Source organism: Kitasatospora sp. NPDC058406, from assembly GCF_042722765.1.
Lineage (GTDB): Bacteria > Actinomycetota > Actinomycetes > Streptomycetales > Streptomycetaceae > Kitasatospora.
In genome coordinates, this window is sequence record NZ_JBHXKE010000156.1 from 1 (window position 1) to 18,105 (window position 18,105).

The window sequence follows — 18,105 nt, forward strand, 5'->3', positions numbered from 1 at the left end:
GGCGGCGAGTGGTGAGTTGAACCCGTTGCTGCGCGGGCTGGTCCGCACTCCCCGCCGCACCGCCACCACCACCACCACCACGGCCGACGACGCGGCCGGCTTCGCCGTCAGGCTGGCCGCGCTGCCGGAACGCGAGCAGCACCGCGAACTCCTCGACCTGGTGCGTTCGGCCGCCGCGGCCGTCCTCGGGCACCCGTCCAAGAACGCCGTCGCCGCCGCCCAGGCGTTCAAGGAGACCGGGTTCGACTCGCTCGGCGCGGTGCAGCTGCGCAACCGGCTGGCCCGGGCGACCGGCGTCCGGCTCCCGGCGACGCTGGTCTTCGACCACCCGACCCCGCTCGAACTCGCCCGTCACCTGCGGTCCGAGCTCCTGCCGGAGCCGGAGGCCGGAGCCGCCGCCGGGGGCACCGTGCCGCCGGCCGGCCCGGCTCCGGAGCTCCCGCCCGCGGACGGGCCCGCCATCGCCGACCTGGACATCGACGGTCTCGTCGCCCGCGCGCTGCGCGGCCGTGGCTGACCGTCCCCCGATCCCGCGCTCACCGATCCTTCCCGAAAGGCTGACATGACTACCACCATCGACGGCGCGGCCGCCTCCGACCAGACGGCGAGGCTGGTCGCGGCGCTGCGGGCCGCGCTCCAGGACAACGAGCAACTTGCCTCCGAGAAAGCGAAGTTGGAGGCGGCGGCCACCGAGCCGATCGCCATCGTCGGGATGGCCTGCCGGCTCCCCGGCGACGTCTCCTCCCCGGCCGAGCTGTGGCAGCTGGTCGCCGACGGCCGTGACGGCGTGGCCGAGTTCCCCGAGGACCGCGGCTGGGACCTCGACGGGCTGTTCGACCCCGACCCGGACCGGGCGGGCCGCTCCTACGTCCGCGAGGGCGGGTTCCTGCGCGGCGCCGCGGACTTCGACGCCGCCTTCTTCGGGATCTCGCCGCGCGAGGCGCTCGCCATGGACCCGCAGCAGCGGCTGCTGCTGGAGACGTCCTGGGAGGCCCTGGAGCGGGCCGGCTTCGACCCGGCGGACCTGCGCGGCACGCCGGTCGGCGTCTTCTCCGGCGTGATGTACCACGACTACGCCACCGGGCTGCGGAGCGTGCCCGAGGGGCTGGAGGGTTTCCTCGCCACCGGGACCTCGGGTTCGGTGGCCTCGGGCCGGGTCGCGTACACCCTCGGCCTGGAGGGGCCCGCGATCACCGTCGACACCGCCTGCTCCTCCTCCCTGGTCGCTGTCCACCTGGCCGCCCAGGCCCTGCGCAACGGCGAGTGCGTGCAGGCCCTGGCCGGGGGCGTCGCGGTGATGTCCCAGCCGTCGCCGTTCGTGGAGTTCTCCCGGCAGCGCGGCCTCGCGGTCGACGGCCGGTGCAAGGCGTTCGCCGACGCGGCCGACGGAACCGGCTGGGCGGAGGGTGTGGCCGTCCTGGTGCTGGAGCGGCTGTCGGACGCGCGGCGGCTGGGTCACGAGGTGCTGGCCGTGGTCCGGGGCTCGGCCGTCAACCAGGACGGTGCGTCGAACGGTCTGACCGCGCCCAACGGCCCCGCCCAGCAGCGGGTGATCCGGGCCGCGCTCGCCAACGCCCGGCTGACCGCGGCGGACGTCGACGCGGTCGAGGGCCACGGCACCGGCACGCCGCTCGGCGACCCGATCGAGGCACAGGCGGTGCTCGCCACCTACGGCCGGGGCCGCCCGGCCGAACAGCCGCTCTGGCTGGGTTCGTTGAAGTCGAACCTCGGGCACACCCAGGCGGCTGCCGGGGTCGCGGGCGTGATCAAGATGGTGGAGGCGCTGCGGCACGGTGTGCTGCCGAAGACCCTTCACGTGGACGAGCCGACCCGGCAGGTCGACTGGTCGGCCGGTGAGGTCAGGCTGCTGACCGAGGCCCGGCCGTGGCCCGAGCTGGACCGCCCGCGCCGGGCCGCCGTCTCGGCCTTCGGCGTGAGCGGCACCAACGCCCACGTGATCCTGGAGGAGGCGCCCGCGCCGGAGACGCCCGAGGCGCCGCACGCCCCGGAGGCACCGGAGGTCTCCGCGGCGCCGGACGCCCCGGCGCGCGCCGTCCCGGCCGTCCCCTGGCTGGTGTCCGCCGCCTCGGCCGTCGCCCTGCGTGCCCAGGCCGAGCGGCTGCTCGACTACGCCGACGCGCAGGGCCCGGACCAGACGGCTGCCGCCCGCGCGCTCGCCGAGGCCCGGGCGCTCCTGTCGCACCGCGCCGTCGTGGTGGCCGACACGCTGGACGGCCACCGCGGCGGACTGGCCGCGCTCGCGGGCGACGCCGCCGCACCCGGCCTGGTCACCGGCACGGCGGACGTCGCCGGCGAGACCGTCTTCGTGTTCCCGGGTCAGGGTTCGCAGTGGGTGGGGATGGGTCGGCGTCTGTCGGCCGAGTCCCCGGTGTTCGCGCGGGCTCTGGCGGAGGTGGAGGGTGCGCTGAAGCCGTATGTGGACTGGTCGTTGGTGGATGTGGTGAATCAGGTGCCGGGTGCCGCCTCGCTGGAGCGGGTGGATGTGGTGCAGCCGGTGTCGTTCGCCGTGATGGTGGGTCTGGCGCGGGTGTGGGGTTCGCTGGGTGTGGTGCCGGACGCGGTGGTGGGGCATTCGCAGGGCGAGATCGCGGCGGCGCATGTCGCGGGGATCCTGTCGCTGGAGGACGCCGCTGCCGTGGTGGCGCTGCGTTCGCAGGCGATCGCGCGGGGTCTGGCGGGTCGTGGCGGCATGGTGTCGGTGGGCCTGCCCTTCGGGCGGGTGGCCGACGGTCTGCCGGCCGGTGTGGAGGTGGCGGCCGTGAACGGGCCGTCGTCGGTGGTGGTGGCCGGTGACCCGGACGCGCTGGACACGCTGGTGGCCGGCTTCGAGGAGCAGGGTGTGCGGGTGCGGCGCGTCCCGGTGGACTACGCCTCCCACACGTCCCATGTGGAGTCGATCGAGGGCGAGTTGGCGGATCTTCTGGGTGCGGTGAGGCCCCGGCCCGCCGCGATCCCGTTCCTGTCGACGGTGGAGGGCCGGTGGTTGGAGGGTCCTGAGCTGGACGGCGGGTACTGGTACCGCAACCTGCGGCAGACCGTCCGCTTCGCCGAGGCCGTCGAGACCCTCGCCGCCGCGGAGTACCGCGCGTTCGTCGAGGTCAGCGCCCACCCGGTGCTCGCCCACAGCATCGTCGAGGCGCTGGAGGCGGCCTCCGTGCGCGAGGCGGCCGTCACCGGCACGCTGCGGCGCGACGAGGGCGGGTGGGACCGCGTCCTGCTCTCCGCCGCCGAACTCCACGTCCGGGGGGTGGAGGTCGACTGGTCGGCCTCCTACGCCGGGGCCGGACCCCTCGCTCCCTCCGAACTCCCGACCTACGCCTTCCAGCACCGGCACTACTGGCTGGAGTCGGTGCCCGTGACGACCCACGCAGGAGAATCCCCGATGGACATCGACACCGCCGAGACCGGCACCGCCGCCGAGGCCGAGGAGGCTCCAGGCGCCGCCCTGGCCCGCCGCCTGGCGGACGGCGGCCCGGAGGAGCAGGAAGCCGTCCTGCTCGACGTGGTCCGCACGGAGGTCGCGGCCGTCCTCGGGCACGAGGGCGCCGACTCCGTCGGCACCGACGACGTCTTCTTCGACATCGGCTTCGTCTCGCTGACCGCCGTCGAACTCCGCAACCGCCTCCAGAACGTCACCGGGCTCGAACTGCCGGCCCTGCTCGTCTTCGACCAGCCCACCCCGGGCAGGCTCGCCAGCCACCTCCGTGTCCTGCTCGACGAGCAGCACACCGAAGGGAAGTGACCGCCGTGATCGACGTCGCCGCCTACCTCAAGGCCCTCGACTACGACGGGCCGCTCGTACCCGACGCCGCCACCCTGCGTGAGCTGCACCGGCGCCACCTGATCGCCATCCCCTACGACTCCTCGCTCAACACCGCGCGCGGCGAGGCCCTCTGGGCGGGCGTGGACATCGACGTCGACGCCGTGTTCGACGCCCTCGTCCTCGGCGGCCGGGGCGGCGTCTGCTACGAGCTCAACGGACTGTTCCTCGCCCTGCTCCGCGAACTGGGCTACGAGACCGGGCTCTTCTCGGCCGGGATCCGCCAGGTCGACGACACCTTCGGGCCGGATCTGGAGCACGTCCTCGGCTTCGTGCGGCTGGACGGCGAGTTCTGGCTGGTCGACGTCGGCTTCGTCGGGCCGTCCTACCTGGAACCGCTGCGGGTGGTGCTCGACGAGGTGCAGTCGCAGGGCGGCACCGACTTCCGCATCGTGCGCGCGGACACCGGCCACCACGTCGTCCAGCGCCGCGGCCGGACCGGTGACTGGCGCGCCGTCTACCGCTTCCACCCGGAGCCGCGCGCGTTCGCGGAGTGGCTCGTCCCCTCGCCGGAGCTGGACCGCTTCGCCCGGGCCCTGGCCGGCTCCGGGATCGTGGTCCGCGGCCGGGCCTTCGAGGGTGGCCAGCGGATCCTGATCGGCACCCGGCTGGTGGTCGTCGAGGACGGCACCGAGCGGGTGCGCGGCCTCGCCGACCCCGAGGAGCACGCCCGGGTGCTCGCGGACATCCTGCGGAAGGGCACGGCCGCCGCATGACGACCGCACCCGCCGCCTCCGCCGTACCGGACACCGCACCGGGCCCCGACGCCGGCACCGGGGACACCGGGACCGACACCGACGTCGCGATCGTCGGCTACGGGCCGGTCGGTCAGACCGCCGCGCTGCTGCTGGCCGCCCGCGGCCACCGGGTCACCGTCCTGGAGCGGTTCCCCCGGCCCTACCCGATGCCGCGCGCGGTCTCCTTCGACGGCGAGGCCGCCCGCATCCTCGCCGCCACGGGTGTCGAGGAGGCGCTCGCCGAGTACGTCGAGTCCTCCCGGGACTACGTGTGGCACAACGCCGACGGCCGCACGCTCTTCCGGGTGGACGTGGAGGACGCCGGCCGTTCCGGCTGGCCGGACTCCAGCGCCGTCTACCAGCCGGGCCTGGAGGCCGTGCTGGCCGCCCACGGCGAGCGCCAACCGGGGCTGCGCGTGCTGCGCGGCCACCGGGTGACGGCCGTCGCCGACCGCGGCGAGGCGGTCGCCCTCACCGTCGACGGCCCCGAGGGCGGCACGCTCACCGCCCGGTGGGTGATCGGCTGCGACGGGGCGAACAGCGTGGTGCGCGAGGAGGCCGGGCTCACCGCCACCGACTTCGCGTTCTTCAACGACTGGCTCACCTGCGACGTCGTCCCGCACGACGGCCGGGAGTTCGTCCCCAACAACCTCCAGGTCTGCGACCCGGCCCGGCCGCGCACCGCCGTCTCCGCCGGGCCGGGCCACCGGCGCTGGGAGTTCATGCGGCTCGACCACGAGTCGCCCGAGGAGTTCGGCAGCGAGGCCAACGTCTGGAAGCTGCTCTCGCTGTTCGACATCGGCCCCGGCAACTCCACGCTGCTGCGGCACGCCGTCTACACCTTCCAGGCGCGGTACGCCGACCAGTGGCGGCGCGGCCGGGTGCTGATCGCCGGGGACGCCGCCCACCTCATGCCGCCGTTCGCCGGGCAGGGCATGTGCTCGGGCTTCCGGGACGCCGCCAACCTGGCCTGGAAGCTCGACCTGGTGCTCACCGGCCGGGCGGGCGAGGGGCTGCTCGACACCTACGCCGCCGAGCGGCGCGAGCACGTGCGGCACGCGCTCACCATGTCGATGGACCTCGGGCGGGTCATCTGCCAGAGCGACCCGGCGGCGGCGCGCGACCGCGACACCGTGATGCTGGCCGCGCAGGAGCGCGCCCGGCAGGGCGCGGCGGTCGGCGCCGCGCGCCCGCGCACCCCGGTCCAGCCGCTCACCGTCGGCCTGCGGCACGGCGGCTTCCCGGCCGGCGACCTCGTCGTCCAGGGGCGCGTCACGGCGGCGGGGCGGCCGGCCGGCCGCTTCGACGACGTGGTGGGGCGCGGCTTCGTGCTGCTCACCACCGAACCGCCGGAGACGCTCCTCTCCGCCGAGGACGCCGCCTGGCTGGCGGAGCTCGGCGGTCACGCCGTGCAGGTCGTCGAGGACGGCGGGCAGGAGCCGCCGCCGGGCGCGGTGGGCGACGTCGACGGGGTCTACCTGCCGTACCTGGCGAGAGCGGGGTCGGGGGCCGGTGCGGTCGCGGTGCTGGTGCGGCCCGACTTCTACGTCTACGGCGCGGCGGCCGACCGGACGGCACTGGCCGGGTTGTTCGCCGCGCTCCGCACCGACCTGGGCGTCTGACCCGCCGCCCCGCCACTCCTGAGCCCGCCGGGGACCGCCCGCCGAGCCCGCCCACCCGGGCGGCCCGGCGGGCGCCGTCGTTCCCGCCGCCGCCGCCCCCGCACAGCCACCGCCCCCGTACAGTCACGGGTCCGGGCGTGCCGGGGCCGGGGCGGCGGACCTGCGGACACACGGACGGCCCGTTCCTCGTCCGCGTCGAGGAACGGGCCGTCGGCCTCGGGGTGCCGGGTGGGGCGGGCGCGGCCCGGCCCACCCGGCGGGCGGTGCGTGGTCAGACCGCCACGGGGGTCCGCCGGGCGGGGCGCTCCACCAGGATCTCCGCCACGATCCGCGCCAGGTCGATGCTCTGGCGGCCGTTCAGACGGGGGTCGCAGCCGGTCAGGTAGCGCTCCGGGAGCTGCTCCTCGCGCAGGTCCTCGCGACCGCCGAGGCACTCGGTCACGTCGTCCCCGGTCAGCTCCAGGTGCAGACCGCCCGGGTGGCTGCCCAACGCCCGGTGCACCGCGAAGTAGCCGGTCACCTCGGCGGCGATCCGCTCGAAGCGGCGGGTCTTCAGCCCGGACGCCGACACCTCGGTGTTGCCGTGCATCGGGTCGCAGAGCCAGACCACCGGGTGCCCGGCGGCCTCCACCGCCTCCACCAGCGGCGGCAGGACGTCGGTCACCCGGTCCGCGCCCATGCGGCTGATCAGCGTCAGCCGGCCGGGAGTGCGGTCCGGGTCCAGCGCCTCGGCGTAGGCGACGGCCTGCTCCGGCGTCGTGGTCGGGCCCAGCTTGAGCCCCAGCGGGTTGGCGATCCGCCGGGCCAGGGCGACGTGCGCGCCGTCCAGGTCGCGGGTCCGCTCGCCGATCCACAGGAAGTGGCCGGAGAGGCCGTACCCGTCGCGCACCAGCGGCACCTCGTAGTCGAGCAGCAGTGCCTCGTGACTGGTGAACAGCTCGGTGCGGGTCGCGGCGGACACCGCCTCCAGCACGTCGAGTGCGGCCCCGGCCCCGGCGTACGCGGTGAGCATCCGCTGCGGGTCCGGTGTGCGGGCCCCGGCGGTCGCCGCCTCGCCGTTGACGATGTCGCCCCGGTAGGCGGGCAGGCCGTCCGGCCCCACCGGGCTGGAACGCGGCTTGGCGTACTGCCCGGCGACGCGGCCGAGCGGCACCACGGGCAGCCCCGACGCGACCTCGAACAGCGTCGCGCAGTGCAGCAGGACGTGCAGGTTGGACCGTACGTGCTCGGGGGTGTTCCCGGCGAAGGTCTCGGCGCAGTCCCCGCCCTGGATCACCAGGGCCCGGCCGAGCGCGACCTCGGCCAGCCGCTCCCGCAGCCGGTCCACGGCGGCGCGCTGCACCAGGGGCGGGAGCGCGCCGAGCTCGGTGCGCACCTCCCGCACCCGGTCCGGGTCCGGCCACTGCGGCTGCTGGCCGGCGGCCCGACCGGCCAGCGCCAGGGCGAGCGCGGCGTCTTCGTGCGCCGTCGGTGTCGTGGTCATCGGTGTCATCCCGTCTTCCTCAGGTTGGCCCACAGATCGGCGGGCAGATCCTTGCGTCGGCGGACCCCGAGCTTGCGGTAGACCCGGGTGAGGTGCTGTTCCACGGTGCTGGCCGTGATGTAGAGGCGGCCGGCGATCTCGCGGTTGGTGTAGCCGAGCACGGCCAGTGAGGCGACGCGCCGCTCGGACTCGGTCAGCGCCCCGACCCCGCCCGGGTCCTCGGCGCCGTCGGCGGCCGGGCCGCTCTCGCCGAGGTCCGCCGAGACCGAGAGCAGCTCCTGGGCGAGCGGCTTCATGGCGCACATGTTCGCCACGTGCAGGGCCTGGCGCAGCAGCAGCCGGGCCCGCCGCTTGTTGTTGGTCGCCTGGTGGACGCGGCTGAGGTCGGTGAGCACCCGGACCTGCTCGTACCGGTCGCCGGAGGTCTCGGTGAGGTCGACCGCCTCGGTGAGCAGGGGACCGCGCCGCCCGGGCGGCCCGGCCGCGGCGAGCAGCCGCAGCGCCGGACCGCGGGTGTGCGGGAGGTCGGCGTCGGACCGGCTGAGCTGCTCGTGGACGAGCCGCCAGGCGCGGTCCCGGTTGTCCAGCCGCAGCCACGCGTCGGCCGCGTGGGTGCGCCAGGGCACCACCCCCGCGCCGTCCAGGCCCCAGGTGCGCAGGAGTTCGCCGCAGGACAGGAAGTCGGCGAGCGCGGCGTGGCCGTGCCGGGTCGCCAGGTAGTGGTCGCCGCGGGCGAACAGGTAGTGCAGCCCGTACAGGGTCTGGAACATCGCCTCGCCGACGGCGTGGGTCAGGTGCTTGGCCGCCGACCGGTGCTCGCCCATCCGGCTCTCCGCCATCACCAGCGTGCCCAGCGGCAGGCCCACCGCGATGCCCCAGGCGGTCGGGCTGAGGTGGGTCAGCGCCGCCCGGCTGCTCTCGGCCGCCGTCACCAGCTCGCCGAGCCGGAGCGCCGACTCGCCGTGCGCGGCGGCGTACAGGGCCGTCGCGGTGGGCGCCTCGCGCCGCGCGGCGGCGGTCAGCAGCCGCTTGCTCCAGACCGCCGCGGTGTCGGCGCGCCCGGCCTGGAGCAGCACCCGCAGGGCGAGCAGCGCGGCCTCCTCGGCCCACGCCGTCCGGCCGTGCAGGTGGGCGTCGCGCAGCACCTGCTGGGCGTGGTCGACGGCCTCGGCCGCCCGGCCGCGGGTCAGTGCGCCGGCGAGCGCGGCGGCGGCCTGGAGCTGCGGGTCGATGTCCGGGGCCACCGTGTGCCGGAGGTCGGCGGGCAGGGCCGGGACGCGGCGGCCCCGGGCGAGGCCCGGGTGGGTGTAGGCGAGCCAGGTCTCGACGTCGCGCAGCGCCCCCGTCTCGGCCGGGGTGGCCCGCTGCGCCGGGCCGGTTCGGGACCGCAGCAGGTCCAGGACGGCCACGGCCTCCTCGCCGCGCCCGTGCCAGAGCAGGTGCCGGACGAGGACGAGCGCCTCGGCGAGCCCGAGGTGGCCGGCCCGGACGGCCGCGGTGAGCGGCGCCAGGTGCCGGGCCGCCGTGGACGGGTTGAGCTGCCACTCGGCCTGCACCAGGCGGTGCCGCAGGACGGCCCGGTCGGGTTCCTCGACCGCCTCCTTGTGGGCCAGGCGCAGGCAGGCCACCGCCGTGCGGTAGCGGTTGTCCAGCAGGGCGTGCTCGGCGGCCTCGGTCAGTGCGGCCACCGCCCACGGCATCGGGGCGCGTCCGGCCTCGACCAGGTGCCGGGCCACCTCGGCGGCGGGGCTGCCCGACTCGTAGCACAGCTGTGCGGCCCGCAGCCGGAGGTCGGTCCGCTCGTGCGGGGCGAGGTCCTCCAGGACGGTGGTGCGCGCCGCCGCGGTGCGCAGCCGCCCGTCGCCGTCGAGCAGCCCGGCGGTGGCGAGCGCGGAGCGGATCCGCGCCACGGCGTCGGGGCTCTCCCGCTCGCCCAGGAGGCGCGCCACGTCCTCGTCCGGGGCGTCGTCGCCCAGGACGGCCTGGGCCTGGACGACCCGCAGCACACCGGGCTCGGTGCGGTGCAGGCAGCTCAGCAGGGCGGGGCCGTAGCGCGGTTCGGGGTCGGCCCGGTCGAGGTGCTCCTCCACGAGGGCGTGCAGCAGCAGCGGGTTGCCGCCGGCGACGTCGACCAGTTCGGGGCCGCTGTGCCGGGCGGACTCCTCGCCGAGCCCTTCGGTGACCAGGCGCAGCGCGCCGGCCCGGGAGAGCGGGGCCAGTGCGAGGCGGTGGACGTGCGGGTGGCGGAAGAGCTCGGCGTGCAGCCGGCGGCGCGCGGGCCACGGCGTGCTGCCGTCGGTGAGCACCAGCAGGACGCGGCTCTGCGGCAGGTGCCGGACGAGGTGGCGCAGGAAGTGCAGTGACGCCTCGTCGGCGTGGCCGATGTCCTCGACGCAGATCAGCACCGGGTTGTCCGCGGCGGCTGCGAGCAGCGCGGCGGTGAGGTCGCGGCAGGCGCGCAGCAGCTTCGGCGGGGGCGGGCCGGCCGGGTCGGGGCCGTGTGCGGTGTCGCTCGGGTCGGCGAGGACGGCCGGGTCGGCGAGGGCCGCCAGCCGTTCGGCGTGCCCGGCCGGCCAGGCGGCGGAGCGGGCGATCCGGTCGGCGACGCCGAAGGGCAGGTCCCGCTCCTGGGCGGAACAGTCGGCGCTGACGACGAGGACCCCGCGGTCGGCGGCCCGGGCGGCGAACACCCGCAGCAGCTCGGTCTTGCCGCTGCCGAGGGGGCCGTCGACGAGGGCCGCCCGGCCCGCCCGGCCGAGACACTCGGTGAGCAGGTGGTCGAGTCGGTCGATGTGCGCGTCACGTTCCAGCAGGGAAGGCACCGGGTACCCCCGACCTCATCTCTTGTAGGCGTTCGGCCGTCGGTCGCCGACGGCTCCCCGGGGAGGTGGCGGCGGTCGCCCCTCCCGGTCGGACCCATCATGGGGACTTCCCGCCCATCGGCGGGGAACTGACCGCCCATGAGCGGGGCACTGCCGCCGTTCCGCGGCGCGGGGCGGCGAAATGCCCGGGCTGGTCACCGACGCGGGTTGTCGACCGGTATGCCGGATTGGAGTTGACGTGCTGTCAATGGAGAACTCCGGGCGCCCTGATGTACCATCGGGAACATATTTGTGGAATGGTGCTTTCCGGATTTACCGCGAGTCGAGGGGGCAGGGTGCGATTCAACGTTCTGGGGCCGCTGGAAGTGCTCTCCGACGGTGTCGAGGTGCCTGTTCGCGGTCTGCAGCAGCGGGCACTGCTCGGTGTTCTCCTTCTCCGCGCGAATAGCGTGGTGGGAATCAACGAGATAATCGCCGCGCTCTGGGGGGACGAGCGTCCGTCCACGGCCCGGAAAATGGTGCAGAACTCGGTGGCCGGTCTTCGCCGTACATTCCAGGCGGTGGGGGATCCGGCGGGCGGGAATGTGGCACTGAATACCATAGTGCCCGGATACACCCTCAGAATCGAGCCGGAACAGCTCGATCTCACCGAATTTCACGAGCTTGTCACATTGGGACGGGCCCGGCTGGCGGCCGGCGAGTGGGCGGGGGCCTCGGGACTGCTGCGCCGGGCCCTGGGCCTGTGGCGCGGACCGGTGCTCGCGGACGTGACCGACGCCGGGCTGACCTGGCCCGAGCTGGCCGCCCTCCAGGGCACCCGGCTCGCCGTCCACGAGGACTGCATCCAGGCGGAGTTGGCGATGGGGCGGGACCGCGAGCTGATCGGCGAGCTGGAGACGCTGCTGGAGGCCGAGCCGACGAGGGAGCGGCTGGTCGCCCAGCTCATGGTCGTCCTCTACAACTGCGGGCGGCAGCCCGAGGCGCTGGACCGCTACCGGCGCACCCGGGACCTCCTCGCCGACCGCTTCGGCCTGGAGCCGGGCCGCGACCTGCGGCGGCTCCAGCGCGCGATCCTCAGCCACGACCCGGCACTGGCCCTGCGGCTCACCGGCGGCCCGGGCGGCGGCCCGGCCGGGGCGGCCCCGTCCCCCGGCGGGGTCCTGGCGGCCGTCCCGCACCCGGCCCCGGAGCCGGACGGGCACCGGACCCCGGCCGCGGCCCCGGTGCAGCGCCGTCCCCGGCCTGCGGCGTCCGTCCCGTCGCCGCCCGCCGCTGCCCCGGAGACCCCCGGGGCGCACGCGACGCCCGAACCGGCCGACGGGGAGGCCGCCCCCGTCGCCGAGCACGCCTACCGCCCCTCCTGGGAGCGGGTCGAGCGGCGCCGGGCCAGTGTGGTCATGGTCCGCGCCCGGTGGACGGCCGACGGCGGCGCCGTCGCCCCCGAGCGGATCGACCACGCCACCAAGGAACTGACCGCCGTCATCCGGCGGGAGACCGCGCCGTTCGGCGGCCTCGTGCGCCGCGCCTTCGGGTCGGTGTGGCTGGTCGTCTTCGGCGTGCCCCGGGCCCACGAGGACGACGCCGAGCGGGCCCTGCGCGCCGCCCTCGCCCTGCGGCGGCACTTCGCGTCCCCCGAGCCCGCTCCCGGATCCGCCCCGGCCGGATCCGGCCCCCGCCCCGCCTCCGGGTCCGCGTCCGGTCCCGCCCCCGGCGGTGCCCGGCTCGTCACCCACCTCGTGGTCGGCAGCGGCGAGGTGGTGGTCACCTACGACGACAGCGCGACGGAGCCCGTGGAGGTGACCGGCGAGGTCCTGGACGCCTGCCACCACCTGCTGCTCCAGGTCCCCCGGGGGGAGCTGTGGGCGTGCGCCGCCACCGTCGAGGCCGGCGGCGCGCTCCTCGGCTTCACCCCGGTGGACGGAACCCCCGGCGTCCACCGCCTGGCGACCGAGAGTCCCCCCGCCCCCGGGGCGCCCGGGCACCCCGCCGAACCGCCCTTCCTGGAACGCACCCACGAGCTGAACCTGCTGCGCGGCGCCTACCAGGACACCGTCCGCCGCCAACTGCCCCACCTGATCACGGTGCTCGGCGAGCCGGGCATCGGCAAGACCCGGCTGATCGGGGAGTTCGCCGCCGGGCTGCGCGCCGAGGCGGGGGAGGACGCACCCCGGGTGCTCTACGCCGGCACGCCCGCCTTCGACGCCCACACCTCGTACGAGCCGCTCGCCGGGGTGGTCCGCGCCTACGCGGGCATCCGCCCGGGCGCCCCGGCGGCCGTCGTCGTCCCCGCGCTGACCGCCGTCGTGCGCGGCCTCTTCCCGCACGCCGTCGCCGGGCGGATCGTCACCGCTCTCGCCGCGTGCCTCGGCCTGCCCGCCCCGGCCTCCTCCCCCGAGGGGCCCGGCGGCGGGACCGTCCCCCGGGAGGAGGTCCTCGGCGCGCTGCGCCAGCTGATCGAGGAGGCGGCCGCCGAACGCCCGCTGGTGGTGGTGCTGGACGACCTGCACCGCGCCGCCGGATTCGTCCGGTCCTTCGTCGAGGACCTGACCGTCCGGCTCGGCCCGGTGGCCCTGCTGCTGGTCGCCGGCGCCCGCTCCGAGCTGCTCCACACCACCCCCTCCTGGGGGTGCGCCAAGCGCCGTTCGGCCCTCATGCACGTGGCGCCGCTGTCCACCACGGCCACCGGCACCATCATCGGCGCGGCCTCCGGACGGCGCCGTCCCTCGCCCGCCGACGACCGCCGCGCGGCGCTCGCCGACGGCAACCCGCTGTTCGCGCAGGCCTACGCCCGGGCCGAGGCCGTCGGCGGCGACCCGGCCGTGGCCCACCCCCCGGCCGTCCTCGCCATCGCCGCCGCCCAGCTCGACGACCTCGACCGGACCGCCCGGTCGGTGCTGCGCGACGCGGCCGTCGTCGGCGGGACGCTGTGGCGCGGCGCGGTCGCCGCCGTCAGCCTGCGGGACACCGAGGAGGTGGGCCGCGGCCTGGACAGCCTGGAGTCGCGGGAACTGCTGCGCCGGGTGCGCCGCAGCAGCGTGCCGGGCGACGTCGAGTACGTCTTCCGGTACGCCGTCAGCCGCGACGTCGCGCTGGCCCAGCTGCCGGGCCGCGTCCTGGTCGAGCGTCACCTGCGGGCGGCCTCCTGGGCGGCCCTCCTGGACGTGCCCCGGCCCGCCCTGCTGGCCTTCCACTACGACCGGGCCGTCGCCCTCACCGAGGCCGACGGCGCCCCGGTGGAGGCGATGGAGCGCCGGGCCTGGGAGGCGCTGGTGGGGGCGTCCGCGCGCGCCGCCGCCGCGGGCGACGACGCGCTCGCGGTCAGCTGCCTCGGCCTCGCCCTCGACCGCTGCCCGCCCGGAGAGCCCGAGCGGGTCTGGCTCGCCACCCACCACCGGCGCATCCTGGACAGCCTCGGCGAGCCGGCGTCCCCCGCCCGCCCGGCCCGTGCGCACCGCGCCCTGCCCGCCGCTAGGAGGTGACCCCGGCGGGGACCGGCAGCGACTCGGCGAGCTCCCGCACCCGCTCCAGCGAGCGGATCTTCTCGTCCACGTCGGTGACGTTGTTGGTCACCATCAGCTCGTCCGCGCCGGTGCGCTCCAGGAGGTCCGCCAGGGCGCGGCGGACCTCGTCCGCGTCGCCGACCGCCTGCGTGCTGAGCAGCGCGTCGGCGGCGGCGCGCTCGGCGTCCGTCCACGGGTAGGCCGCCGCCTCCTCCACGGTGGGCAGCGGCGCGGTCGGCGAGGCGCCGTTCAGCCGCAGCACCGGGAAGAGCGCCGGGTACGTCAGCCGGCGGGCCTGCTCCGCGGTCTCGCCGCACACGGTGTAGGCGGTGACGATGGCGTGCGGGCGCTCCGCCCGGGACGACGGGCGGAAGCTCTCCCGGTACGCCCGCAGGGCCTCCTCGGTGCCGCGCGAGTTGAAGAAGTGGTGTGCGAACGCGTACGGCAGCCCGCGCCGGCCCGCGTCCACCGCGCTGCGCACACTGGCGCCCAGCAGCCAGACGCGGGGCGGCTGCGGCGGCTCCGGCAGGGCCTCCAGCCGCTGGTAGACGTGCCCGTCGGGGAAGCCGCCCCCGACGAAGCCGAGCAACTCCTCCAGCGCCGCCGGGAAGTCCTCGTCGGGTGCCCGGCGCAGGGCGTGGGCGAGCACCGGATCCGCCCCCGACCGGCCGATGCCCAGGTCGACCCGGCCGGGGAAGAGCGCGGCCAGCGTCCGGAAGGACTCGGCGACGGCGTACGGCGCGTGGTTGGGCAGGATCACCCCGCCCGCGCCGATCCGGATCCGGGTGGTCCGCTCCCCGAGGGCGGCCAGCAGGACGGCCGGGACGGAACCGGCGATCCCGCGCGAGTTGTGGTGCTCGGCCACCCAGAACCGGGCGTAGCCCAGCTCGTCGGCCGCCGCCACCAGTCGGCGGGTGTCGACCAGGGTGTCGGCCGGGCGCCCGGCGGAGTCGATGGACGAGATGTCGAGGACGGACAGCTGGGTCCGGGAACTGCTGGTCATTCCGGGGTGCTCCTTCTCGCGGTCTTACGCGTACCAGGTGGGCCGGGGGACTTCGCCGTGCAGGAGGTGGCGGCCCACCACCCGGCCGCGCCCCGGGTCGTCGTCGTGCACCCGCCGGGCCCGGGTGTCCCGCCAGAAGCGGTCCAGCCCGGCCTCCGCCTCGGCGCCCCCGGCGCCGGCCGCCCCGAACACGCCCGCGGTGACGGCGTCGGCGGCGGCACCGGCCTGCGCGGCCAGCGCGGCGACCCGGACGGCGTGGTACCCGCGCTCCTCCTCGGTCACCGTGCGGCGGCGGGCGTGCAGGGCGTCCGCCTCGGCGCCGACGGCGTCGGCGAACGCCTCCACCGCCCAGAGCAGGGAGGCGAGTGCGCCGTAGTGCTGCGCCGCGTCCGCCGCGGCGGTCTCGGTCAGCGGCGCCCGCGACCACCGGTCGCGGGTGTGCCCCGCGGCGGCCTCCAGCGCGCCCCGGGTCGCGCCGATCAGCACGTTGGCCTGCGCGAGCTGGAAGGCGGGGGTGAGGAACGTGTTGTACACGCGGGGCACGAAGGTCTTGTCCACGTGGCCGAGCGCCCCGGTCCACGGGATGTCGGCGTGGTCGGCGACGACGGTGCCGGCCGCCAGCGCGCGCAGCCCGAACTCCTCGGCCCCGGGCTCGAAGGTCAGGCCCGGGTGGTCGCTCATCGCGAGCGCGCTGATCGGGGTGTCGCCGTCCTCCAGGAAGCCCTCCAGGATGGTGATGTCCGACACCGGGTGGCCCAGGGCTCGGTCCAGCCGCCCGTGGAAGAGCATGTCGCCGCCGGCGTCCTGGATCACCAGGGGCGCCGACCGGGGCTTCGCGGAGCCGCTGAAGAACCACCGGGCGCGGGCCGCCACCTCGCCGATGTGCTGGATCTTCTCGTCGGTGCCGATGAACTCGGCGATCGACACCCACACGTAGTGGTGCGCGAGCAGCTCGCCGACGGAGGCGTCGGCCGCCGCGACGGTCCGCGCCACCCGGTGCGCGGTGGACCAGTCCTGGCCGCCGCCGCCGTACTCGACCGGGCCGAGCAGGGTCACCAGCCCGGACTCCTTCAGCAGCCGGACCTCCCGCAGCGGGGCGGTGCCCTCGCGGTCGCGCCGGGCGGCGCCGGCCGCCAGCTGGACGGCGACCGCCTCGGCCCGCCGCAGCCACACCTCGGCCCCGTCCACCGCCGGGCCGGCGTGGACGGCGGCGTCGTCGAGGACGCCTGCTGTCGTCGTGTCAGTCATTTTTCCCACTTCGTGACGGGCTCGGTGTCGAGCTTCGTGTCGTGCCTGGTGCGGAGCACCGGGGGGTGGCCGGTGCCCTGGTCGTCCGGGGTGCCCGCGTGTCCGGAGCCGGGCGCGGAGCCCGCCGCGTCCGTCCCGTCCGTCGCGTCCGGCGCGGTGGACGGGGGCAGCCGCAGGACGGCGTCCAGCAGGGCCCGGGTGTAGGGATGGGCGGGGGCCTCGAAGATCCGCTCGGTCTCGCCCTCCTCGACGACCGACCCGCCGCGCATGATCATCACCCGTTCGGCGACCTGCCGCACCACGGCCAGGTCGTGGGTGATGAACAGCAGCGCGATGCCGGTCTCGCGCCGCAGCCGGTCCAGCAGCTCCAGCACCTCCGCCTGCACCGAGACGTCCAGGGCGGACACCGGCTCGTCGCAGACCAGCACCTCCGGGCGGCTCGCCAGGGCCCGGGCGATGGCCACCCGCTGGCGCTGGCCGCCGGACAGCTGGTGCGGCCGCCGGGGGAGGAGTTCCGCCGGGAGTCTGACCTGGGCGAGCAACTCCTCGCACCGCCGGGTCCGCTCGGCGCGCCGCAGCCCCGGCAGCGCCTCGCCGATGATCCGCGCCACGGTGAACCGGGGGTCCGCGGAGGCGTACGGGTCCTGCTGGACGAACTGGAGCGCCGAGCGGCCGGGCCGCCGCTGCCGCTCCGACAGCGCCGACCAGGGCCGTCCGTGCAGCAGGACCTCCCCGGCGTCCGGTCGGGAGAGGCCCATCGCGACCCGCGCCAGCGTGGTCTTGCCCGAGCCGGACTCGCCGACGACGCCCAGCGCCTCGCCCGCCCGCAGGGTGAACGAGACCTCGTCCAGCGCCTTCGGGCCGCCGAGGCCGAAGGACTTCACCAGGCCCCGCCCGGACAGCACCGGTTCGTCCCCGCCGGCGCCCGCCGCCGGCCGGGGCGGACGCGTCGCCGGGCGGCCCGAGGGCACCGCGTCCAGCAGCATCCGCGTGTACGGGTGCTCCGGGGCGGACAGCACCTGCCGGGCCTCCCCGCTCTCCACCACCTCACCGTGCCGCAGCACCAGGATGCGGTCCGCCAACTGCGCCACCACCGCGAGGTCGTGGCTGACCAGGAGCAGGCCCCGGCCCTCGTCCTTGAGCCGGCCGAGCAGCCGCAGCACCTGGGCCTGGACGATCGCGTCCAGCGCCGTGGTCGGCTCGTCGGCGATCAGCAGCGGGGCGTCGGCGGCCAGGGCGGAGGCGATCAGCGCGCGCTGCCGCAGCCCGCCGGAGAGCTGGTGCGGGTACTGGGTGCGCCGGGCCTCAGGCTCCGGCACGCCCACCGCGGTCAGCAGCTCCACCACCCGGGCCGTGCCGCCGTCCGCACCGGCGCCGCCGTGCAGCCGGGCCGCCTCGGCGATCTCGGCGCCCACCGTGCGCAGCGGGTCCAGCGCGGTGAGCGCGTCCTGGAAGACCATGGCGACCTGCCGGCCGCGCACCGCGCGCCACTGCCGCTCGCCGAAGCCGGTGGTGTCGGCCCCGCCGACCTCCAGCGTCCGGGCGCCGACCCGCGCCCGGGTGCCCGCCAGCCCGATCAGGGAGCGCGAGGTGACGGACTTGCCCGAGCCGGACTCGCCGACCAGCGCCACGCACTCCCCGGGGCCGATCGCCAGCGACACCCCGTCCACGGCGGGCCGCGGCGCGCCGGGGAAGGACACCCGCAGGCCCTCCACCCGGACGAGGTCGCGCGGCGTCCGCCCGGCGGCCGGGGGGGGCCCCCCCCGGGGGGGCCCCCGGGGGGGCCCCCCCCCCCCCCCCCCCCCCCCCCCGCGCCCCCCCCCGGGCTGCAGGATCCGGGGGGCCCCGG

10 protein-coding genes are annotated in these 18,105 nt (G+C 76.5%); 5 read left to right on the forward strand and 5 right to left on the reverse strand.

The window, feature by feature from the left end; translation table 11 throughout:
• From ACFWOG_RS26770 to ACFWOG_RS26785, 4 genes are all read left to right on the forward strand, one after another.
• The coding region (locus ACFWOG_RS26770; protein WP_380361254.1) for an acyl carrier protein at positions 1-517 on the forward strand (517 nt) is incomplete at its 5' end.
• Positions 518-562: 45 nt separating this feature from the next.
• Entirely contained in the window at positions 563-3,763 is a 3,201-nt protein-coding gene (locus ACFWOG_RS26775) for a type I polyketide synthase (RefSeq protein ID WP_380361255.1), read from the forward strand.
• Positions 3,760-4,557, forward strand: a complete 798-nt coding sequence (locus ACFWOG_RS26780) for an arylamine N-acetyltransferase (RefSeq protein ID WP_329881600.1) — start codon at positions 3,760-3,762, stop codon at positions 4,555-4,557. The genes ACFWOG_RS26775 and ACFWOG_RS26780 overlap by 4 nt, the downstream gene beginning before the upstream one ends.
• Positions 4,554-6,200, forward strand: a complete 1,647-nt coding sequence (locus ACFWOG_RS26785) for a bifunctional 3-(3-hydroxy-phenyl)propionate/3-hydroxycinnamic acid hydroxylase (RefSeq protein WP_380361256.1) — start codon at positions 4,554-4,556, stop codon at positions 6,198-6,200. The genes ACFWOG_RS26780 and ACFWOG_RS26785 overlap by 4 nt, the downstream gene beginning before the upstream one ends.
• A 271-nt stretch (positions 6,201-6,471) precedes the next feature.
• On the opposite strand, the gene ACFWOG_RS26790 is transcribed toward ACFWOG_RS26785, so the two are convergent.
• Together ACFWOG_RS26790 and ACFWOG_RS26795 are read right to left on the reverse strand one after the other, a co-directional pair.
• Entirely contained in the window at positions 6,472-7,692 is a 1,221-nt protein-coding gene (locus tag ACFWOG_RS26790) for a 3-deoxy-7-phosphoheptulonate synthase (protein WP_329952837.1), read from the reverse strand.
• A complete protein-coding gene (locus tag ACFWOG_RS26795) occupies positions 7,689-10,505 on the reverse strand; it encodes an AAA family ATPase (protein WP_380361257.1) in 2,817 nt (938 codons plus the stop codon). The genes ACFWOG_RS26790 and ACFWOG_RS26795 overlap by 4 nt, the downstream gene beginning before the upstream one ends.
• Before the next feature lie 515 nt (positions 10,506-11,020).
• Between ACFWOG_RS26795 and ACFWOG_RS26800 the strand changes: the two genes are divergently transcribed.
• Positions 11,021-13,984, forward strand: coding sequence for a BTAD domain-containing putative transcriptional regulator (locus ACFWOG_RS26800; RefSeq protein WP_380361261.1), 2,964 nt, complete (start codon positions 11,021-11,023; stop codon positions 13,982-13,984).
• Here the strand turns inward: ACFWOG_RS26800 and ACFWOG_RS26805 are convergent.
• The 3 genes from ACFWOG_RS26805 to ACFWOG_RS26815 are packed head-to-tail and all read right to left on the reverse strand — an operon-like array spanning position 13,974 to position 17,956.
• Positions 13,974-15,008, reverse strand: coding sequence for an LLM class flavin-dependent oxidoreductase (locus ACFWOG_RS26805; RefSeq protein ID WP_329881605.1), 1,035 nt, complete (start codon positions 15,006-15,008; stop codon positions 13,974-13,976). The genes ACFWOG_RS26800 and ACFWOG_RS26805 overlap by 11 nt on opposite strands.
• A gap of 24 nt (positions 15,009-15,032) precedes the next feature.
• A complete protein-coding gene (locus ACFWOG_RS26810) occupies positions 15,033-16,256 on the reverse strand; it encodes an acyl-CoA dehydrogenase family protein (protein WP_329952839.1) in 1,224 nt (407 codons plus the stop codon).
• Positions 16,253-17,956: a dipeptide ABC transporter ATP-binding protein gene (locus ACFWOG_RS26815; protein WP_380361258.1), complete on the reverse strand. Its 1,704-nt coding sequence runs from the start codon at positions 17,954-17,956 to the stop codon at positions 16,253-16,255. Before ACFWOG_RS26815 ends, ACFWOG_RS26810 begins: the two co-directional genes overlap by 4 nt.
• Positions 17,957-18,105: the final 149 nt, after the last annotated feature.

Bases quoted from the DNA above. Each gene is read 5' to 3' on its own strand.
- ACFWOG_RS26775 (WP_380361255.1), top strand. From the start codon at position 563: ATGACTACCACCATCGACGGCGCGGCCGCCTCCGACCAGACGGCGAGG.
- ACFWOG_RS26785 (WP_380361256.1), top strand. From the start codon at position 4,554: ATGACGACCGCACCCGCCGCCTCCGCCGTACCGGACACCGCACCGGGC.
- ACFWOG_RS26790 (WP_329952837.1), bottom strand. From the start codon at position 7,692: ATGACACCGATGACCACGACACCGACGGCGCACGAAGACGCCGCGCTC.
- ACFWOG_RS26800 (WP_380361261.1), top strand. From the start codon at position 11,021: ATGGTGCAGAACTCGGTGGCCGGTCTTCGCCGTACATTCCAGGCGGTG.
- ACFWOG_RS26805 (WP_329881605.1), bottom strand. From the start codon at position 15,008: ATGACCAGCAGTTCCCGGACCCAGCTGTCCGTCCTCGACATCTCGTCC.
- ACFWOG_RS26810 (WP_329952839.1), bottom strand. From the start codon at position 16,256: ATGACTGACACGACGACAGCAGGCGTCCTCGACGACGCCGCCGTCCAC.